Source organism: Mycobacterium sp. NPDC049093 (assembly GCF_040704635.1).
In the GTDB taxonomy this organism is placed as follows: domain Bacteria; phylum Actinomycetota; class Actinomycetes; order Mycobacteriales; family Mycobacteriaceae; genus Mycobacterium.
In genome coordinates this window covers 1-16043 of record NZ_JBEZJS010000004.1, presented here as the reverse complement: position 1 = coordinate 16043, position 16043 = coordinate 1, and the positions used below count along the sequence as shown (strand labels likewise).

Below are 16043 nucleotides of genomic sequence, written 5' to 3'. Positions count from 1 at the left end.
AGGGGCGGGTTGTGTGTACACCAAGGGCACGCGATGAGTAGCCACAGCGGCGCACAGAACAGGTCGGGCATCGCTCGCTTCATCCGCGTGCTGGCCGTGCCGATCCTGCTCGGCTGGGTGGCACTGACCGTCCTGACGAATGCTCTCGTTCCGCCGCTGGAGAAGGTCGGCGAGGAGCACACCGTCGGACTGAGCGCCAAAGACGCTCCGGCGATGATCGCCATGCGCAAGATCGGCAGCGACTTCCAGGAGTTCGACTCCGACAGCAACGCCATGGTGGTGCTGGAAGGCGAGCAACCCCTGGGTGACGACGCACACCACTACTACGACGGCATCGTCGACAAGCTCGAGGCTGACACCGCCCACGTGCAGCACGTGGCCGATTTCTGGGGCGACCCGCTGACGGCCTCGGGCGCACAGAGCAACGACGGCAAGTCGGCTTACGTCCAGGTCTACCTTCGGGGCAACCAGGGCGAAACGCTGGCCAACGATTCGGTGGCCGCGGTGCGCGACATCGTCAACCAGTCGTCGCCGCCGGCGGGGATCAAGGTGTACGTGACCGGCGGGGCGCCACTGGTTTCCGATCAGCACCACGCGGGCGACAAGAGCGTCGCGCGGGTCACCGCCATCACGCTCGTCGTGATCGCGGTGATGTTGCTGATCGTCTACCGCTCGATCGCCACCATGATCCTGGTGCTGCTGATGGTGTTCATGGAGCTCGGTGCGGCGCGCGGCATCGTGGCCTTCCTGGCGCACACCGACATCATCGGTTTGTCCACCTTCGCGGTCAATCTCCTGACGCTGATGGTCATCGCCGCGGGAACCGACTATGCGATCTTCGCGATCGGTCGCTATCAAGAGGCGCGCGGTGCCGGTGAAGACCGGGAAACCGCGTACTACACGATGTTCCGCGGTACCTCCCACGTGGTGCTCGGGTCCGGCATGACGATCGCCGGCGCGATGCTGTGTCTGAGCTTCACCCGCCTGCCGTACTTCCAGACCATGGGAGTGCCATGCGCGGTGGGCACGTTCGTCGCGGTCATCGCCGCGCTGACGATGGGCCCGGCAGTCATCGTGATCGGCAGCCGGTTCGGGCGTTTCGAGCCCAAACGCAGTATCCGGTCGCGCGGCTGGCGCCGGGTCGGCATCGCGGTGGTCCGGTGGCCCGGCCCGATTCTGGCCGCGACGCTGGGCCTGGCCCTCATCGGCCTGCTCACGCTGCCGGGTTACAAGACCAATTACGACGCCCGCAAGTATTTGCCGTCAGATCTGGCCGCCAATGTCGGATATCAGGCTGCCGAACGGCATTTCAGCGCAGCGCGGATGAATCCGGAACTGCTGATGATCGAGACCGACCGCGACCTGCGAAACCCCGCAGACTTCCTCGTCATCGACAAGATCGCCAAGGGGATCGTCCGGGTCCCCGGAGTCTCCCGCGTGCAGGCCATCACCCGGCCCAACGGCCGGCCCATCGAGCACACGTCGATCCCGTTCCTGCTCAGCCGGCAGGGCACGACGAACACGATGAACCGGAAGTACAACCAGGACCGGATGGCTGACATGCTCGTTCAGGCCGACGAGATGCAGAAGACCATCGACACGATGGAACGGATGTCGCAGCTGACCCTGCAGATGGCCGACATCACCCATTCGATGGTCACCAAGATGAAGACGATGACTCTCGACGTCGTCGAATTGCGGGACCATCTGGGCGATTTCGACGATTGGCTGCGTCCACTGCGCAACTACCTCTACTGGGAACCGCACTGCGCCAGCGTTCCGCTGTGCTGGTCGGTCCGGTCGATGTTCGACACCCTCGACGGGATCGACCCTCTGACCGACGACATTCAGGAACTCCTGCCTGACATGGAGCACCTCGACACGTTGATGCCGCAGTTGGCCGCGTTGATGCCAGAGCAGATCGAGTCGATGAAGTCCATGAAGACCATGATGCTGACGCAGCGGGCCACCCAGGCCGGTCAGCAGGATCAGATGGCTGCCATGCAAGAGAATTCGACGGCGATGGGGAAGGCCTTCGACGAGGCGCGCAACGACGACACGTTCTATCTTCCGCCGGAAGCCTTCGACAACAAGGACTTCAAGCGCGGCATGAAGAACTTCATCTCACCCGACGGAAAGTCGGTGCGGTTCATCATCAGTCACGAGGGCGACCCCGCGACGCCGGAGGGCGTGAACCATGTGGAGCCGATCAAGCTGGCCGCCAAGGAAGCGCTCAAGGGCACGCCGCTCGAAGGTTCCAAGATCTATCTGGCGGGTACCGCGGCCACCTACAAAGACATGAAGGACGGGTCGTTCTACGATCTGATGATCGCCGGAATCGCCGCGGTGTCACTGATTTTCATCATCATGCTGCTGATCACCCGTAGTGCGGTGGCGGCAGCGGTGATCGTCGGCACGGTGCTGCTGTCGCTCGGCGCCTCATTCGGCCTGTCCGTTCTCGTTTGGCAGCACCTCCTCGGCCTGGAATTGCACTGGATGGTGTTGGCCATGTCGGTCATCCTGCTGCTGGCGGTCGGGTCCGACTACAACCTGCTGCTGGTGTCCCGCTTCAAGGAAGAGCTCTCCGGTGGCCTGAAGACCGGCATCATCCGGGCGATGGCGGGCACCGGTTCGGTGGTGACCTCGGCGGGTCTGGTGTTCGCCTTCACCATGGCGTCATTCGCGTTTAGTGATCTCAAGGTGATGGCGCAGGTGGGCACCACGATCGCGCTCGGCCTGCTGTTCGACACGCTGATCGTGCGGTCGTTCATGACCCCCGCGATCGCGGCTCTGTTGGGCCGGTGGTTCTGGTGGCCTCAGGTCATCCAGTCGGCTGCGTCGAAGCGACGTCTGGCGTCTCTGCAGCAGGACCGAAACACACAAAGCGTCTACACAGCCCAGACTTAATAAGTAGATCTAACATAATTGGTGGAAGTCGAAATCGAACACTTCCGCCGACTCTGGACCGACGGGGCGATCCACAGTCGTGGGTTCTGCAAGTCAAGAGGTGTTGCGAAATGTTGAAGTCCATCGCGATCAGCGCCGCAGCGGCCGGAGCGCTCGGATTGGCCGCCCTCGGTATCGGCTCGGGTGTGGCTAACGCTGCTCCGTCGCCGGTGGTCGGCTCCGGAGTTGGTTGGGCCGAACATCCCGGCTGGGGTTACGGCCCGGGCCCATGGGGTCCGCCGCCCCCGCCTCCCTCCTACGGGGCTGGTTGGGGTTATGGCGGATACGGACCGCCGTCGGTATGTGCCACCGGACCTTTCCGGTTGGTGCAAGTCTGTAGCTGATCTGCAAACGAAACTGCCCACGTATGAGCTGAAACGCTCGCACGTGGGCAGTTTCGCGGAGATTACTTCTTGTTGCCGCCGGGCCGCGGAGGTGGCGGCGGCTTGGCCTTCGTGGTCGGCTCGAACTTGCCGCCCTTTTTCGGATCGAATGTTCCTGCCATGGTGATCCCTCTCGCTCGTTTCGATAGTTCCACCACTTCCCACCGTAGTGCGGAACGCTCGTTCGTGGGGAGCGTTCGTGGGGCGAGCTGAGCTGTCCCACGCGGTTGACATCGAATTTCCCGGTCGAAGGCAACACGCCGCGTCGGTTGCGACACGGTCACGGGACGATACCTATCGGTGCATCACTGGTCACATCGACACCATTGATCACTAACGTCACATCAGCCAACTGTGACGTCATGTCGACGTCCCTGCATTGGGAAGGTGTGACATGTCGCGACGTCCTCGAGGTGCTTCGACGATGGCAGCGGCGGCCGCAATCGGGCTTGTCGTCGCCGTCGGGGTGGCGCCGGCGGCATCGGCCGAACCCTGCGAAGGCGCCGCTGCGGCCGCGCAACCCCTCCCGAATCAGGCCTTCCAGATTCCGAAGCCGTCCCGGCTCGCGCCGCTCAACCGCCCGATCGGGCATATGCCCGCCGGGGCCAACGACCGGGCCCCCCTGCCCAAACTCGGGCAGTTGCCACTGGCCCTGCTGAAGGCGCTGATGCCGAACTCCGGACAGGTCAGGCAGAAAGCGGCCGTCGTGCCTGCACCCAATCCTGGTGGTGCTCAGCCGGTCCCGAATGCGGCTCAGCCTGCTCCGGTTCCGGCGGCGCCTCAGCCGGCTCCGGCGCCGGCGGCCCAACCGGCCCCGGGTGCGCCTCCTGGCACGTCGATCGTGGGTTGGGTGACCGGTCCCGACAGTCCCAACCAGACGATCAAACGCTTCGCCATCACCGGAACTGACCTCGGAATCATGTGGGACAACGGGGATCCGGTGAACCGTCAGGTGCTGATGGCCTTCGGCGACACCAACGGCTACTGCGGGATTCCCGGAAAGCAGTGGCGGTACAACGCGTTGTTCCGCAGTCAGGACGGATCGCTGTCGAAGACCGTCGCGGTGCCCGATGGTGTGGTGGCCAACAAGTACTCCGGTTCTCCGGTGTGGCGCCAGGGCATCTCCAAGCAGATCATCAACAGCATCGGCCGGGCGCCCGAGGAGACGGGTATCATCCCGACGGCGGGAATCTCGGTCGGGCGCAATCAATATCTGAACTTCATGTCGATCCGGAACTGGGACAGTCCCGGTGCGTGGTCGACCAACTTCTCGGCGATCGCGATGTCGCCGGACAACGGTGAGAACTGGGGCGTGTACCCCGGGACGATCCGGCCGCCCGGCGGAGGTAACGAGAACTTCCAGATGGGTGCGTTCCTCAAACCGGGCCCCGGTGATCCGTACATCTACACGTTCGGCACGCCGAACGGGCGCGGCGGGTCGGCCTACATCGCGCGGGTGGCTCCGGGACTCATCCCGGATCTCACCAAGTACGAGTACTGGAACGCGGACAACAACGCCTGGGTACCGGGCAATCCGGCCGCGGCGACGCCGGTGATCCCGGGTCCCGTGAGCGAGATGTCGGCCCAGTACAACACGTATCTCAAGCAGTACCTGGTGCTGTACGGCAACGGGATGAACGACGTGGTGATGCGGACCGCGCCGGCGCCGCAGGGCCCGTGGGGGCCCGAGCAGTTGATCGCGCCGTCGTCACAGATCCCTGGCGGCATCTACGCGCCGTATCTGCATCCGTGGTCGACGGGCAAGGAGCTGTATTACAACCTGTCGCTGTGGTCCGCCTACAACGTCATGCTGATGAAGACCGTGTTGCCCTGACCCGGCCATTGACCGGCCGCAGCGGCGCCAGCAGGGCGTCGAGGCCGTACTCGAACACCGCGTCGTAGTCGGTGGGGGACTGCAGGGCGGCGACGAGCGCCTGATCCGGCCAGTCGGCGGTCCACAGGGACGGATCCTCCTCCTGATGCCGGGGGCCGCGCACCGCCGAGAACTGCATCACCGCAGAGGAGATCACGTGCACCTGCACGGCCCGCAGCACCAGTGCGGCCCGTGTTCCGGTCACATCCATCTCAGCCAGTTCGGCGGCGAGCCTCTGTTGTACGGGCAGGAACAACGTCGGGGTGCGGTCCCGCTCGTGGGCGATCGCCAGTAGATGCTGGTGCCGGATCAGCAGGCTGCGCTGGTTGCGGGCAAGTGCGGCAATTCGATTCACGGGGCGGTCACCGTGCATGGGCAGGCCGGCCATCTCGGTCAGCAGACGGTCGACCAGGCTGTCGAACAGGGCGTCACGGCCCCCGACGTGCCAGTAGATGGACGTGACGGCCGCGCCGATGCGCTCGGCGAGCCCCCGCATCGAGAACGCTTCCACCCCATCTTTTTCGATGAGATCGGCCGCCGCATCGAGGATGATGTCGGCGTCGATCGGCTTCGGCTTCGGACTCATTCGCCGGCTTCCGCCTCGGCGATGCGCTCGGAGCGGGGTAGGTCGAGGTAGCGCTCAAGGTTGCGGTGCATGTTGATGATTCTGCGCTCTTCAGCGGACAGGACCAGGTCGGTGAAGCCCGGTTGGTGCAATCCGCGCTGCAGGCCGGTGAGCACGGCGATGTCCTGGCTCATCACCACGCCGGGGTGCGCCTCCTCCGCACCCATCCGGACGTCCGTCGGGTTCACCCGCGGAGCCTGGGCCGGCATGCGGGCCATCAGCGTCATCACCAGTTGCCCGCGGTCGGGGTCCGATCCGGGTAACGACGTCATCACCGTCAGATGGTCGGCGCTGGCCAGCAGGGTCAGGTTGGGGAAGATGTTGTACTGGTGCAGGCACATCACCTGATCAGTACTGGCCCAGCTGATGTCGACGCCCCGTCCGGCGGCGAATTCCCTGATCTGCGAGGCGATCACGTCGGCCACCGACTGCCCGGGGGACTGCCGGTCCGACGGGAACGGGGTGCCCTCGGCGACGCCCATCAGGGCACCTTGGGTGTACACGTAGGCGTCCCACACCTCTTCGTCACTCAGTGCGCCGGACAGCCGTGGACTCGGCACTCCGTACAACGATTCGGACTTGCCCGTGTGGCCCCAGATCGTCTGGGGTGCGTAGACGTCGTCCATGCACCGGTGCAGCTCGGGATGCAGGGTCTGGACGTGGTACGTCTCGCTGTAGCCGTCGGCGATGGTCTTCCAGTTGGCCTCGACATCGATGGTCATCGTTGCGTAGCAACGGAAGTCGCCGAGCCCGCACCAGGCGATGTCTCCGGGGACCGCTTCCAGGTAGTCGGCCAGCGGCATCGCCGCAGGGTCGAGGTTGACGAAGACCAACCGTTCCCAGGTGCCGACCTGCACCGGCGCCAGTGGGAACTCGGACATGTGCACCGACCCGAATCCTTTGCGGTTCGGGATCCGTTTGAGCGCCCCGGCCAGATCCCACGTCCAGCCGTGATACCCACATTTCAGTTCCCGCAGCGAGGAGCCGGCACCGGTACACAGGGTGTTGCCGCGGTGCCGGCAGGCGTTCTGGAAGGCGCGCAGCTCCCCGTCGTCCCCCCGGACGATCAGCACCGAGTAGGGGCCGCAACGGTATTCGAAGTAGTCGCCGGGGTCGGCCACGTGATCGACCGTGCAGGCCTGCTGCCACACCCGCGGCCACATCCGTTCCACTTCGAGGCGCGCGAACGCGGGCGACGTATAGCGTTCGGCCGGGACCCGGGTGGGGCGCGCCGGCGGTTCGCCGATCGCATCAGCCCGCCGGGGCGTGTCAGTTGAGCTGTGGGTCATGGGGCACCTCCCACTGAGAAGGAGAATCTCGGGACGTCGCAATGTAACGGTGTTACATTGCGACCGTAGCGGCCTCCACGCCTCAAGGGAGCAAAAACGTGTTCGATCTCAAAATCACGGGCGGTACTGTCGTCGACGGGACCGGTGCGGACCGGTTCACCGCCGACGTTGCTATCAAGGACGGAAAGATCGTCGAGGTGCACCGGCGCGGCGCCGACGACCCGGCACTGGTCGGCGATGCCGCCGAAACCATCGACGCCACAGGCAAGATCGTCGCCCCCGGCTTCGTCGACATTCACACCCACTATGACGGCCAGGTCTCCTGGGACGCCGTGCTCGAACCGTCCAGCAATCATGGCGTCACGACCGTGGTGGCCGGCAACTGCGGGGTCGGCTTCGCGCCGGTGCGTCCCGGGCAGGAGGAATGGCTGATCTCCCTGATGGAGGGTGTCGAGGACATCCCCGGCACCGCGCTCACCGAGGGCATCACCTGGGGTTGGGAAACCTTCGGCGAATACCTCGACGTGATCGGAAAGCGCGAACTGGCCGTCGACATGGGCACCCAGATCGCTCACGGTGCCATACGGGCCTACGCGATGGGGGAGCGCGGCGCCCGCAACGAAGCGGCCACACCCGATGACATCAAGGCCATGGCCAAACTGGTGCAGGAGGCCATCGAAGCTGGAGCGCTTGGGTTTTCATCGTCGCGCACCATCGCGCACACTGCCATGGACGGCGAGCCGGTGCCCGGCACCTTCGCCGCCGAGGACGAGTTGTTCGCGCTGGGCCGGGCCACCGCGGCCGGTGGCGCCGCGGTCTTCGAGCTGGCTCCCCAAGGTGCCGCCGGCGAGGACATCGTCGCGCCCAAGAAGGAACTGGACTGGATGCGTCGGCTCGGCGAGGAGATCGACTGCGCGCTGAGCTTCGCCCTGATCCAGGTCGACGCCGACCCCAACCTGTGGCGCGAGCAGCTCGACCTGTCGGCGGCGGCGCACAAAGCGGGAAGCCGGCTGTTCCCGCAGGTGGCGGCGCGCCCGTTCGGCATGCTGCTCGGCTTCCCCGGTCACCATGCCTTCACCCACCGCCCGACCTACCGGCGACTGCAGGCCGAATGCACGCGCGAGGAACTCGCCGAGCGGCTCGCGGACCCGAAGGTACGCGCGGCGATCCTGGCCGAAGAAGACCTGCCGATCGATCCCAACAAGCTGTTCGACGGCATGTTCATGCTGGCGCAGAATGCGGCAAATCGCCTGTACCACATCGGTGAACCGCCGGACTATGAGCCGACCGACGAGCGCACCGTCGCGGCGATCGCCAAGCAGCGCGGCATGGACCCGCTGGCCGCGATGTACGACCTGATGCTCGAGGCCGATGCCGGTGCCATGTTGATGTACCCCATGTTCAACTACTCCGACGGCAATCACGATGCGATCCGCGAGATGCTCACGCATCCGGCCGGCGTGCTGGGTCTGTCCGACGGCGGCGCGCACTGCAGCATGATCTGTGATGCGTCCTACCCGACGTTCCTGCTGACGCACTGGGCTCGTGACCGTCATCGTGGCGAGAAGCTGCCGCTGGAGTACGTGATCCGCAAGCAGTCGCACGACACCGCGCAGCTCTACGGCATGTCCGACCGCGGCGTGATCAGTGTGGGCAAGAAGGCCGACGTCAACGTGATCGACCTGGATGGCCTGACCTTGCATGCACCGAGAATGGCCTATGACCTGCCGGCCGGCGGAAAACGGTTGGTGCAGGGGGCAAGCGGTTACGAGGCGACGATCGTCAGCGGCACGGTAACCCGCCGGCACGGAGTGGACACCGGGGCCCGCCCGGGTCGTCTGGTGCGTGGGACCCGCTGATCAGTAGGGTCTTTCGCCATGGCGGATTTCCGTTACGACCCGCGTCAGCGTCCGGCCCAGCCTCCGGCGCCGGCCGCTGACGCGTTCACGATCCACACTGCCGCTGTCGCCGAAGGGGTTTCGCTGGCGTACGTCCGCGAGGGCATCGGCGGTGTGCCCCTCCTGCTGGTACACGGATACCCCGAAACCAAGCGGATCTGGTGGCGCAACATCGAGGCACTGGCCGCGGCCGGCTTCGAGGTCATCGTCCCGGACCTGCGCGGCGTGGGCGACAGTGCGATCCCGCCCGACGATCAGCACGACATCGTCACGTACTCCCGCGACCTGTATGCGTTGGTCCACGAACATCTGGGTCACGAGTCCTGCCTGATCGCGGCCAGCGATGTCGGTGCTGTCGTCAGCACCGACCTGATCCACCGGTATCCAGGATTCGTCACGCGCTTCTGTGTTTTCAACACCGTGCCGCCCATGGGGGTCGACTACTCGGGAATCGGTACGCAACATCCGGGGTTCGTCGGCGGCGCAGCCGATCCCACCGGGGACTACCGCTGGATGCAGGGTGCCTTCCCTGACGAACTGGCAGAGATGCTGCCCACTCCGGATGCGCGCAGACAGTGGGTGGCGGCGATGTACACCAACCGGCTGTGGGGCTCGGCCTACGCGTTCACCCAGTCCGACGTGGATTTCATGACCGAGCCCTTTGCCGACGAGGCGCGGCTACGGGCGGGGTGGGCGTCGTATCAACTCGCCTACGGCCGCGCCATGGCCGAGATCCCGCTGATGGCTGCGGTCGAGGTGCCCACCCTGGTGCTGTACGGTCCCGAGGATCATGTCGTCGGAGAGGATTTTGTACCCCGCACCGAGCGGGCGTTTCTCAATCGCATTGGGCCGCTGGTGGTTCCGGGTGCCGGTCACTTCCTGCAGTGGGAGCGCGCCGATATCTTCAACCGGCTGATCCCCGCGGTGTTCGGCGATGTCATTGCGCGCCATCGGCCGGCTGAGCCAGAATTGCCCCGCCCAGCCAGCGTCTGAGGAAGCGCCGCAGCTCTTCTCGGCTGCGGCCGGGTTCGTTGGGGGCGATGAAGAACGACAGCATCGTGCGCAGGGTGAATTCCACCAGCTCGCGCAGCGTGGATTCGTCGTATCCGTACTTCTCCCAGTCGACGTCGAACCGGGTGATCATCCGCATGCCGAAGGCCTGACCTTCGCCGGAGGCGACGTTGACCGAACTCGCGGCGGCCTGCGGTCCGGACAGCATGATCCGCAGGTGCGGTATCCGGGTGACTTCCTCCAGGGTGAACATGACGCCCTCGGTCATCGCCTCGGCGGGATCGGTGATCCCTCGCACGCTTTCGGCGAGCCGGTCCAGAAAGCCTTCCACCGCGGCGATCGCGGCCGCGTGCATCAGTGCTTCAGCGGTGGGGAAGTAGCGGTACACGGTCTGGCGGATGACGCCGAGCGATGCCGCGACGTCGGCGATGCTGATCCCGGTCCCCGTCTCGGCGATCAGTTGCACGGCGGCGGCCACGATGCGTTCCGAAGCCTCTTCGTCGCTGCCGGGCGGTCGCCCGTCCCACCCGCGTCTACGCGCCACGGTCCGGATTCCTGGCCAGCAACATTCCTGCAGGATATCGCCCCCCGCCGTTGACGGGCCGCGGCCGCGTGTAGTAATCATACAAAGAGCGCGTTGTTTGTATGATTGCTTTGGATGAGCTGAGGTGGCACCGATGACGGATCTGATCGTGCGGAAGATGAGGTTCGCGTTCGCGGACCACCGCGTCCCCTTCCTGTGGAACGAGGCCAACCCGGCGTTTTCGTCGATGGCCAACGCGGTGTCGTTCCTGGCCATTGCCTTCGAGAAGATGATCGGCCACATGATCACCGAGGCCATGCCGTTCATCACCGACCCGGAGGTGGCCGAGGAGGCCCAGGCCTTCGTGCGGCAGGAGGGCCAGCACGCGATGGCCCACCGCCAGCACGCCAAGGGCCTGATCAAGACCTACCCGGGTCTCAAGGAGACCCTCGACGAGGTGGTCAAGGCGTACGACGACCTCACCGCCGAGACACCACTGAAGTACCGGTTGGCCTACACCGCCGACCTGGAGGCGACGTTCACCCCGGTCTTCAAGCTGATGCTCGACCATGACGACACGCTGTTCGCTCCGGGGGACGACCGGGTGGCGTCATTGTTCCTGTGGCACTTCGTCGAAGAGGTCGAGCACCGCAGCTCGGCGTTGATCATCTATGACGCAGTGGCCGACGATCCGTGGTACCGGATGCGGGTCGCGCCATCTATCTTCAAACACGTCTGGGCGGTGCTCAAGATCGCCACCGAAGGCTTCAACAAGCACGTTCCGCTGGAAGAGCGCCAGATCGACGCGGTGTCGATGTTCGGTATGCAGGCACGGAGAAAAGCTCTGCTGCAAAAGCTTCCGTTCACCAAGACCCCGTATGACGGACCGGTGGAGAACGCGTTCGCGCATCTGCCGGTGCGCGAGATGCTGACCGCCCTGACCGGTGTCGTGCGCAGCCAGGTCCCGGGCCACAATCCGGCCCACGAGAAACTGCCGGCACTGGCCGACGAGTGGTTCCAGCGCTACGAGGACGGCTACGAGGTCACCCAGTGGTACACCGCAGGTGATGCCACGGCGCAGAAAGCGAGCACCGCCGATGTCTGATCTGTGTACTCCGACATTCTCGGGTTTGGCGCAGCGCCTGGGCTTTTCCTGTGACACCGCAGGCGGTCTGGTCGAGTTCCGCAACCCGTTCGGGCTAGAGAACTGGACCCTGCCGGTGCTCGAGCTCACCGTGATCGTCGGGGCGGTGCTGGCCCTGGTGTACGCGATCGTGCGGCTGCGTCGGCACAACGATCCGACCAACCTGGTGCTGTGGTTCGGCGCCATCGCGTACCTGCTGATCATCGAGCCGCCGCTGTATTTCCCCGGCGCATTCGGGATCGCCGAGCACGTCGACACGATGTTCGCGCACAACGTGTTCACCGTCGACTTCCTGTGGGGCCGGCTGCCGCTCTACATCGTCGCGATCTATCCGATGATGGCGACGGTGGCCTACGAGATCGTCCGGATCCTCGGAGTCTTCCGCCGCCGCGGCGTGCTCATCGGTGCGATCTGCGTCGGGTTCGTCCACCACGCGTTCTACGAGATCTTCGACCACATCGGGCCGCAGCTCCGGTGGTGGGAGTGGACGCTGGACCATCCGATGAACCAGCCGTTCTTCGATTCGGTACCGCTGCCCAGCGTCGTGGTGTTCGCCGCGCTGTGGCCGATGTCGCTGGCGTTCTGTGTGCAGCTGTTCGTCGGCCGGCACGTCCAGGACGGCAAGACCTTCACCGGGCTGCAGATCCTGGGCCGCACCATCGTCGTCGGCGTCCTGGCTTCGATCGGAACCGCGGTGCTGCCCCTGCCAGCCACCGTGGGCACGTCGATCTCCGGGAGCACCACCGTCGGTGGGTTCATCTACGCCGCCGAACTCGTGGTGCTCGTCCTGGTGGCGATCCCGGTGCTGTTCGGTCAATGGTCGAGCCTGCGCAAGGACCGCGACCCTGCGACCGTGCGTTACTCCAATCCGCTCATCCTGCGCTATGCGGCGGTGTACCTGGCCATCATGACCGTCCTCTGGCTGACCGCGCTGCCGGCCTACTTCGGCGCCGTCGACGGCCTCACCGCCGCCGGCGACCCCACCGGGAGCCTCTGGTACACAGTGGCCTGCCTGGTGACCGCGGGTCTGTCGATCGCGGCAGCGGCCACTGCAAATCCTGCTGACCTGCAACAACAGCCCGACGAGGTGGCGCCCGGGATGGCAGTGAGCCAGGAATGAGGAGCGAACCCACAGGCGTGCCACACGTCTGACGCAGTGGGTGATGAGGCAGAATTGCGGTGATGCCGACACCGCCGCAACGCCCCGGCGAACCCGGCCGGCGAGGCAGGGGCCCTGTGCCGCCGCCCGACCCGGCCACCCGGCGGCTGCCCCGTCCCGGCCGGCCCGAGGCGCCGACGGAGCAGATCCGGGCCCGTCCTCAACCGCCCGAAGCTGCGACCGAGAAGATCCGGGCGCGCCCGCAGCCCGCCGAGGTCGCGACCGAGAAGATCGCCAAGCCCCGTCCACCGGCCGCGGGCCGTCCGGGGGGACCACCGCCGACCAAGCCGCCAGCTGCACCGGAGAAGCCGCAGCCCGAGCCGGTGAAACGCTCGTCGCAATGGCGTAGCCCGCAGGCGATCATCCTCGCCGTCGTCATCGCGGTGTCGCTTGTGGTGATCGGGCTGACCGGCGGCGAACTGTTCGCCCGCCATAAGGCAAGCTCCCTGCTCGTCGCCGTCGCCGAATGTGTGGTGGAGGACAACGCCTCGGTTTCCTTCGGGGTGAACCCGCCGTTCCTGTGGCAGCACATCACCGGGCACTACACCAACATCTCGGTGGAGACCGGGGGCAAACAGGTGCAGGCTGCCAAGGGGATGACCGCGGACGTGGCTCTGTCCGACATCAGGTTGCAGGGCACCGCGGACTCCAAGGGCACCATCGGATCGTTGAGCGCCACCTTGACCTGGACGGCGGCCGGGATCAAGGACACGGTGGCCGAGAACCTGCCGGGCGTCGGCTCTTTGGTGACCGACGTGAGCACGGACCCGGCCGCGGGCACCATCACCATGGAGGCCGTGGGGGATACCAAGGTGACGGCCAAGCCGGTGGTGAACGACGGAAACCTCGACCTGCAGATCATCGACGTCAGTGGTCCGTTCGAGAAGGAAACCGTGCAGACGGCGCTCGACGCCCTGATGACGAAGCTCAACGACGCCTACCCGCTGGGGATCCACGCCGACAGCGTCTCGGTGACCGACACCGGCGTGGTCGGCAAGTTCTCCAGCCAGAACGCGTCCATCCCCAACGACGGTTCTGACGACGCCTGCTTCGCGAAGCTCTGATGTTTCGAATCGCTGCGGCCGGAGCGCTGATACTTGCAGTCATGTCCACCGCGCCGCCGGTCCGGGCGCAGGAGCCCAGCCCGTTGCAGCCGCTCGTCGATGCCGCCGCGCAGCGACTGCAGACGGCGGATCCGGTGGCCGCCAACAAGTTCCGCACCGGTGGACCGATCGAGGACCCCAAACGCGAACAACAGGTCATCGAGGCCACGACCGCCGAGGCCGGCAGCCGTCACCTCGACCCGGCCTACGTGCGGGACGTGTTCCGGGATCAGATCGATGCGACCGTCGCCGTGGAGTACGGCCTGTTCTCGCAATGGAAACTGGATCCGGTGACCGCGCCGGTGACCGCACCCGACCTGGCCGCCTCGAGGACGACGATCGACGGGCTCAACCACACGATGGTCGACGAGATCGCCGACCAGTGGCCGGCCTTGCACTCACCAGCCTGCCGGGCAGACCTGGCGAGCGCTGTCGACAGCGTGGCCACAGCGCGAAATTTCGATCCGTTGTATCGGCGCGCGCTGGATCACGCAACCAGGTCTTATTGCCGCTGACTACCGCGCACAGCCCACTATTGACGTTTCTGTAGACCGTGGGCGGGTATCCCTGGCCGCAGGAGGTTCAGGAAATGCCTACATGGAGTTGGATCGTCATCGCCGCAGTCGTCGTGGTCATCGTGTTGCTCGCGGTGGTCGTGGGCGCGTCGATGATGCGTCAGAAGCGCAGTGAGCGGCTCAGGGAACAGTTCGGGCCGGAGTATGAGCACGCCGTCGAAAAAGCGGGCGGTCAACGCGCAGCGGAGCGGGAACTGATTGCGCGCGAACGCAAACACAACAAACTGAAGATCAACGAGTTGACACCCGAATCCCGGACCCGGTACGTCGAAGCGTGGGGGGTTACCCAGGCCGGGTTCGTCGACGATCCGGCGAAGTCAGTCGGCGACGCAGATCGCCTGGTGACCGAGGTGATGCGCGAACGCGGTTATCCGATAGACGATTTCGAGCAGCGTGCTGCTGACATCTCGGTCGACCATCCCAAGGTCGTCGAGCACTACCGCTCCGCCCACATCCTGCACCTCGCTCAAGAGCAGGGGGAGATCGGTACCGAGGCGCAACGTGAGGCTCTCGTGCACTATCGCGCGCTCTTCGAGCAGTTGGTCGGCAATGCACCGGAATCGCATGCGGGGCCCGAAACGCGGACCAGGCGCGATACCCGGGCCGCCGAACACGTGACCCAGAGCGAGCGCGGCGCCCCAGCCGAGGGTGAAACCGGCACGAACCAAGCCGGCACGGATTCGACAAAGGAGGCGCGAGCATGACCACTCACGACGAACAAACGACAACCGCCCCGCCGCGGGACGCGGAGGTACCCGAGACCCGTGACGCCGGTACGGCGCGCCCCGCTCCCGAGCCAGATTCAAGGCCTGCCCAGGCCGAGCCGGTGGACGACGACAACACGCTGTTGTTCGCCGACGAGCATCGGTCCGGATTGCATTCGCGCTGGAATGATGTTCAGGCGGCGTTCGTCGACGATCCGAAAGAGTGTGTGCAGAAAGCGGACAACCTTGTGGCGGAAGTCGTCGAGGAGCTCACCGCGAGCTTCGCCGACACCCGGTCGCGACTCGAGGCGCAGTGGTCTCGCGGCGAGGAGGCCTCCACCGAGGATCTCCGCGTGGCGCTGACGCGTTACCGCGATTTCTTCAACCGGCTGTTGTCGGTGTGAGGTGCCGGAGGGCCACGGACTGAGGGTGCGACCTGTTCGGTGTTGTGTGAGTAAACGTGATCGAATGTGTGATTCATTGAGTATGTGAAGTTGTCTGAGTGGGCGCGCGCGAATGGTGTGCATCCGCAGACGGCGTATCGGTGGTTTCGTGAGGACCGGATGCCGGTGCCGGCTCGCCGGTTGGAGTCGGGGACTATTTGGGTCGATGCGCCAGAGAATGGGCAGGCCGGTCGCACAGTCGTCTATGCGCGGGTGTCTTCACATGATCAACGCCAGGATCTGGGCCGGCAGGTTGCACGGTTTGCGGACTGTGAGGTGAGCCCCCTGTAGTGGTCCAGTCGTTGTGGGACTCTGTTGCCCGAGTGTTCGGGCAGGAAGAATCGACGACGACATGACATCGAACAAG

13 protein-coding genes and 1 pseudogene are annotated in these 16043 nt (G+C 65.4%); 11 read left to right on the top strand and 3 right to left on the bottom strand.

Annotated elements, in window-relative coordinates; all coding sequences use genetic code 11:
- Positions 1–33: 33 nt before the first annotated feature.
- From AB0876_RS15580 to AB0876_RS15570, 3 genes are all read left to right on the top strand, one after another.
- Positions 34–2907, top strand: coding sequence for an MMPL/RND family transporter (locus AB0876_RS15580; protein ID WP_526042366.1), 2874 nt, complete (start codon positions 34–36; stop codon positions 2905–2907).
- Positions 2908–3017: 110 nt separating this feature from the next.
- Complete coding sequence (locus tag AB0876_RS15575; RefSeq protein ID WP_491838361.1) at positions 3018–3290, top strand: hypothetical protein; 273 nt, start codon at positions 3018–3020, stop codon at positions 3288–3290.
- Between the two features lie 463 nt (positions 3291–3753).
- Positions 3754–5163: a glycoside hydrolase family 183 protein gene (locus tag AB0876_RS15570; RefSeq protein WP_491838362.1), complete on the top strand. Its 1410-nt coding sequence runs from the start codon at positions 3754–3756 to the stop codon at positions 5161–5163.
- Here AB0876_RS15570 and AB0876_RS15565 read toward each other — a convergent pair.
- Positions 5135–5788 carry a TetR/AcrR family transcriptional regulator gene (locus tag AB0876_RS15565; protein WP_526042365.1) on the bottom strand — a complete coding sequence of 218 codons (654 nt, stop codon included), beginning with the start codon at positions 5786–5788 and terminating at the stop codon, positions 5135–5137. The genes AB0876_RS15570 and AB0876_RS15565 overlap by 29 nt on opposite strands.
- Positions 5785–7116, bottom strand: coding sequence for an aromatic ring-hydroxylating oxygenase subunit alpha (locus AB0876_RS15560; RefSeq protein ID WP_526042364.1), 1332 nt, complete (start codon positions 7114–7116; stop codon positions 5785–5787). Before AB0876_RS15560 ends, AB0876_RS15565 begins: the two co-directional genes overlap by 4 nt.
- A gap of 98 nt (positions 7117–7214) precedes the next feature.
- On the opposite strand from AB0876_RS15560, the gene AB0876_RS15555 reads away from it, so the two are divergent.
- Both AB0876_RS15555 and AB0876_RS15550 read left to right on the top strand, forming a co-directional pair.
- Positions 7215–8975 (top strand): N-acyl-D-amino-acid deacylase family protein, encoded by a 1761-nt coding sequence (locus AB0876_RS15555; RefSeq protein ID WP_526042363.1) that lies wholly within the window; start codon positions 7215–7217, stop codon positions 8973–8975.
- A gap of 18 nt (positions 8976–8993) precedes the next feature.
- Positions 8994–10007 (top strand): alpha/beta fold hydrolase, encoded by a 1014-nt coding sequence (locus tag AB0876_RS15550; protein ID WP_526042362.1) that lies wholly within the window; start codon positions 8994–8996, stop codon positions 10005–10007.
- Here AB0876_RS15550 and AB0876_RS15545 read toward each other — a convergent pair.
- Entirely contained in the window at positions 9952–10569 is a 618-nt protein-coding gene (locus AB0876_RS15545; RefSeq protein ID WP_526042361.1) for a TetR/AcrR family transcriptional regulator, read from the bottom strand. The genes AB0876_RS15550 and AB0876_RS15545 overlap by 56 nt on opposite strands.
- A gap of 133 nt (positions 10570–10702) precedes the next feature.
- Between AB0876_RS15545 and AB0876_RS15540 the strand changes: the two genes are divergently transcribed.
- The 6 genes and pseudogenes from AB0876_RS15540 to AB0876_RS15515 all read left to right on the top strand — a co-directional run bounded on the left by AB0876_RS15540 (position 10703) and on the right by AB0876_RS15515 (position 15637).
- The gene (locus tag AB0876_RS15540; protein ID WP_491838368.1) at positions 10703–11653 is read left to right on the top strand and encodes a metal-dependent hydrolase; all 951 of its coding nucleotides are present in this window, start codon (positions 10703–10705) and stop codon (positions 11651–11653) included.
- Positions 11646–12812 (top strand): hypothetical protein, encoded by a 1167-nt coding sequence (locus AB0876_RS15535; RefSeq protein ID WP_491838369.1) that lies wholly within the window; start codon positions 11646–11648, stop codon positions 12810–12812. The genes AB0876_RS15540 and AB0876_RS15535 overlap by 8 nt, the downstream gene beginning before the upstream one ends.
- Before the next feature lie 62 nt (positions 12813–12874).
- The gene (locus tag AB0876_RS15530; RefSeq protein WP_526042360.1) at positions 12875–13915 is read left to right on the top strand and encodes an LmeA family phospholipid-binding protein; all 1041 of its coding nucleotides are present in this window, start codon (positions 12875–12877) and stop codon (positions 13913–13915) included.
- Complete coding sequence (locus AB0876_RS15525) at positions 13915–14469, top strand: chorismate mutase (RefSeq protein WP_526042359.1); 555 nt, start codon at positions 13915–13917, stop codon at positions 14467–14469. The genes AB0876_RS15530 and AB0876_RS15525 overlap by 1 nt, the downstream gene beginning before the upstream one ends.
- Before the next feature lie 74 nt (positions 14470–14543).
- Positions 14544–15113: pseudogene (locus AB0876_RS15520) on the top strand (hypothetical protein); the annotation flags it as partial.
- 116 nt (positions 15114–15229) lie between these two features.
- Positions 15230–15637 (top strand): hypothetical protein, encoded by a 408-nt coding sequence (locus AB0876_RS15515; protein WP_526042358.1) that lies wholly within the window; start codon positions 15230–15232, stop codon positions 15635–15637.
- Positions 15638–16043: the final 406 nt, after the last annotated feature.

Coding starts and splice junctions, on each gene's coding strand:
- AB0876_RS15580 (WP_526042366.1), top strand. CDS start 34: ATGAGTAGCCACAGCGGCGCACAGAACAGGTCGGGCATCGCTCGCTTC.
- AB0876_RS15575 (WP_491838361.1), top strand. CDS start 3,018: ATGTTGAAGTCCATCGCGATCAGCGCCGCAGCGGCCGGAGCGCTCGGA.
- AB0876_RS15570 (WP_491838362.1), top strand. CDS start 3,754: ATGGCAGCGGCGGCCGCAATCGGGCTTGTCGTCGCCGTCGGGGTGGCG.
- AB0876_RS15565 (WP_526042365.1), bottom strand. CDS start 5,788: ATGAGTCCGAAGCCGAAGCCGATCGACGCCGACATCATCCTCGATGCG.
- AB0876_RS15560 (WP_526042364.1), bottom strand. CDS start 7,116: ATGACCCACAGCTCAACTGACACGCCCCGGCGGGCTGATGCGATCGGC.
- AB0876_RS15550 (WP_526042362.1), top strand. CDS start 8,994: ATGGCGGATTTCCGTTACGACCCGCGTCAGCGTCCGGCCCAGCCTCCG.
- AB0876_RS15540 (WP_491838368.1), top strand. CDS start 10,703: ATGACGGATCTGATCGTGCGGAAGATGAGGTTCGCGTTCGCGGACCAC.
- AB0876_RS15535 (WP_491838369.1), top strand. CDS start 11,646: ATGTCTGATCTGTGTACTCCGACATTCTCGGGTTTGGCGCAGCGCCTG.
- AB0876_RS15530 (WP_526042360.1), top strand. CDS start 12,875: ATGCCGACACCGCCGCAACGCCCCGGCGAACCCGGCCGGCGAGGCAGG.
- AB0876_RS15525 (WP_526042359.1), top strand. CDS start 13,915: ATGTTTCGAATCGCTGCGGCCGGAGCGCTGATACTTGCAGTCATGTCC.
- AB0876_RS15515 (WP_526042358.1), top strand. CDS start 15,230: ATGACCACTCACGACGAACAAACGACAACCGCCCCGCCGCGGGACGCG.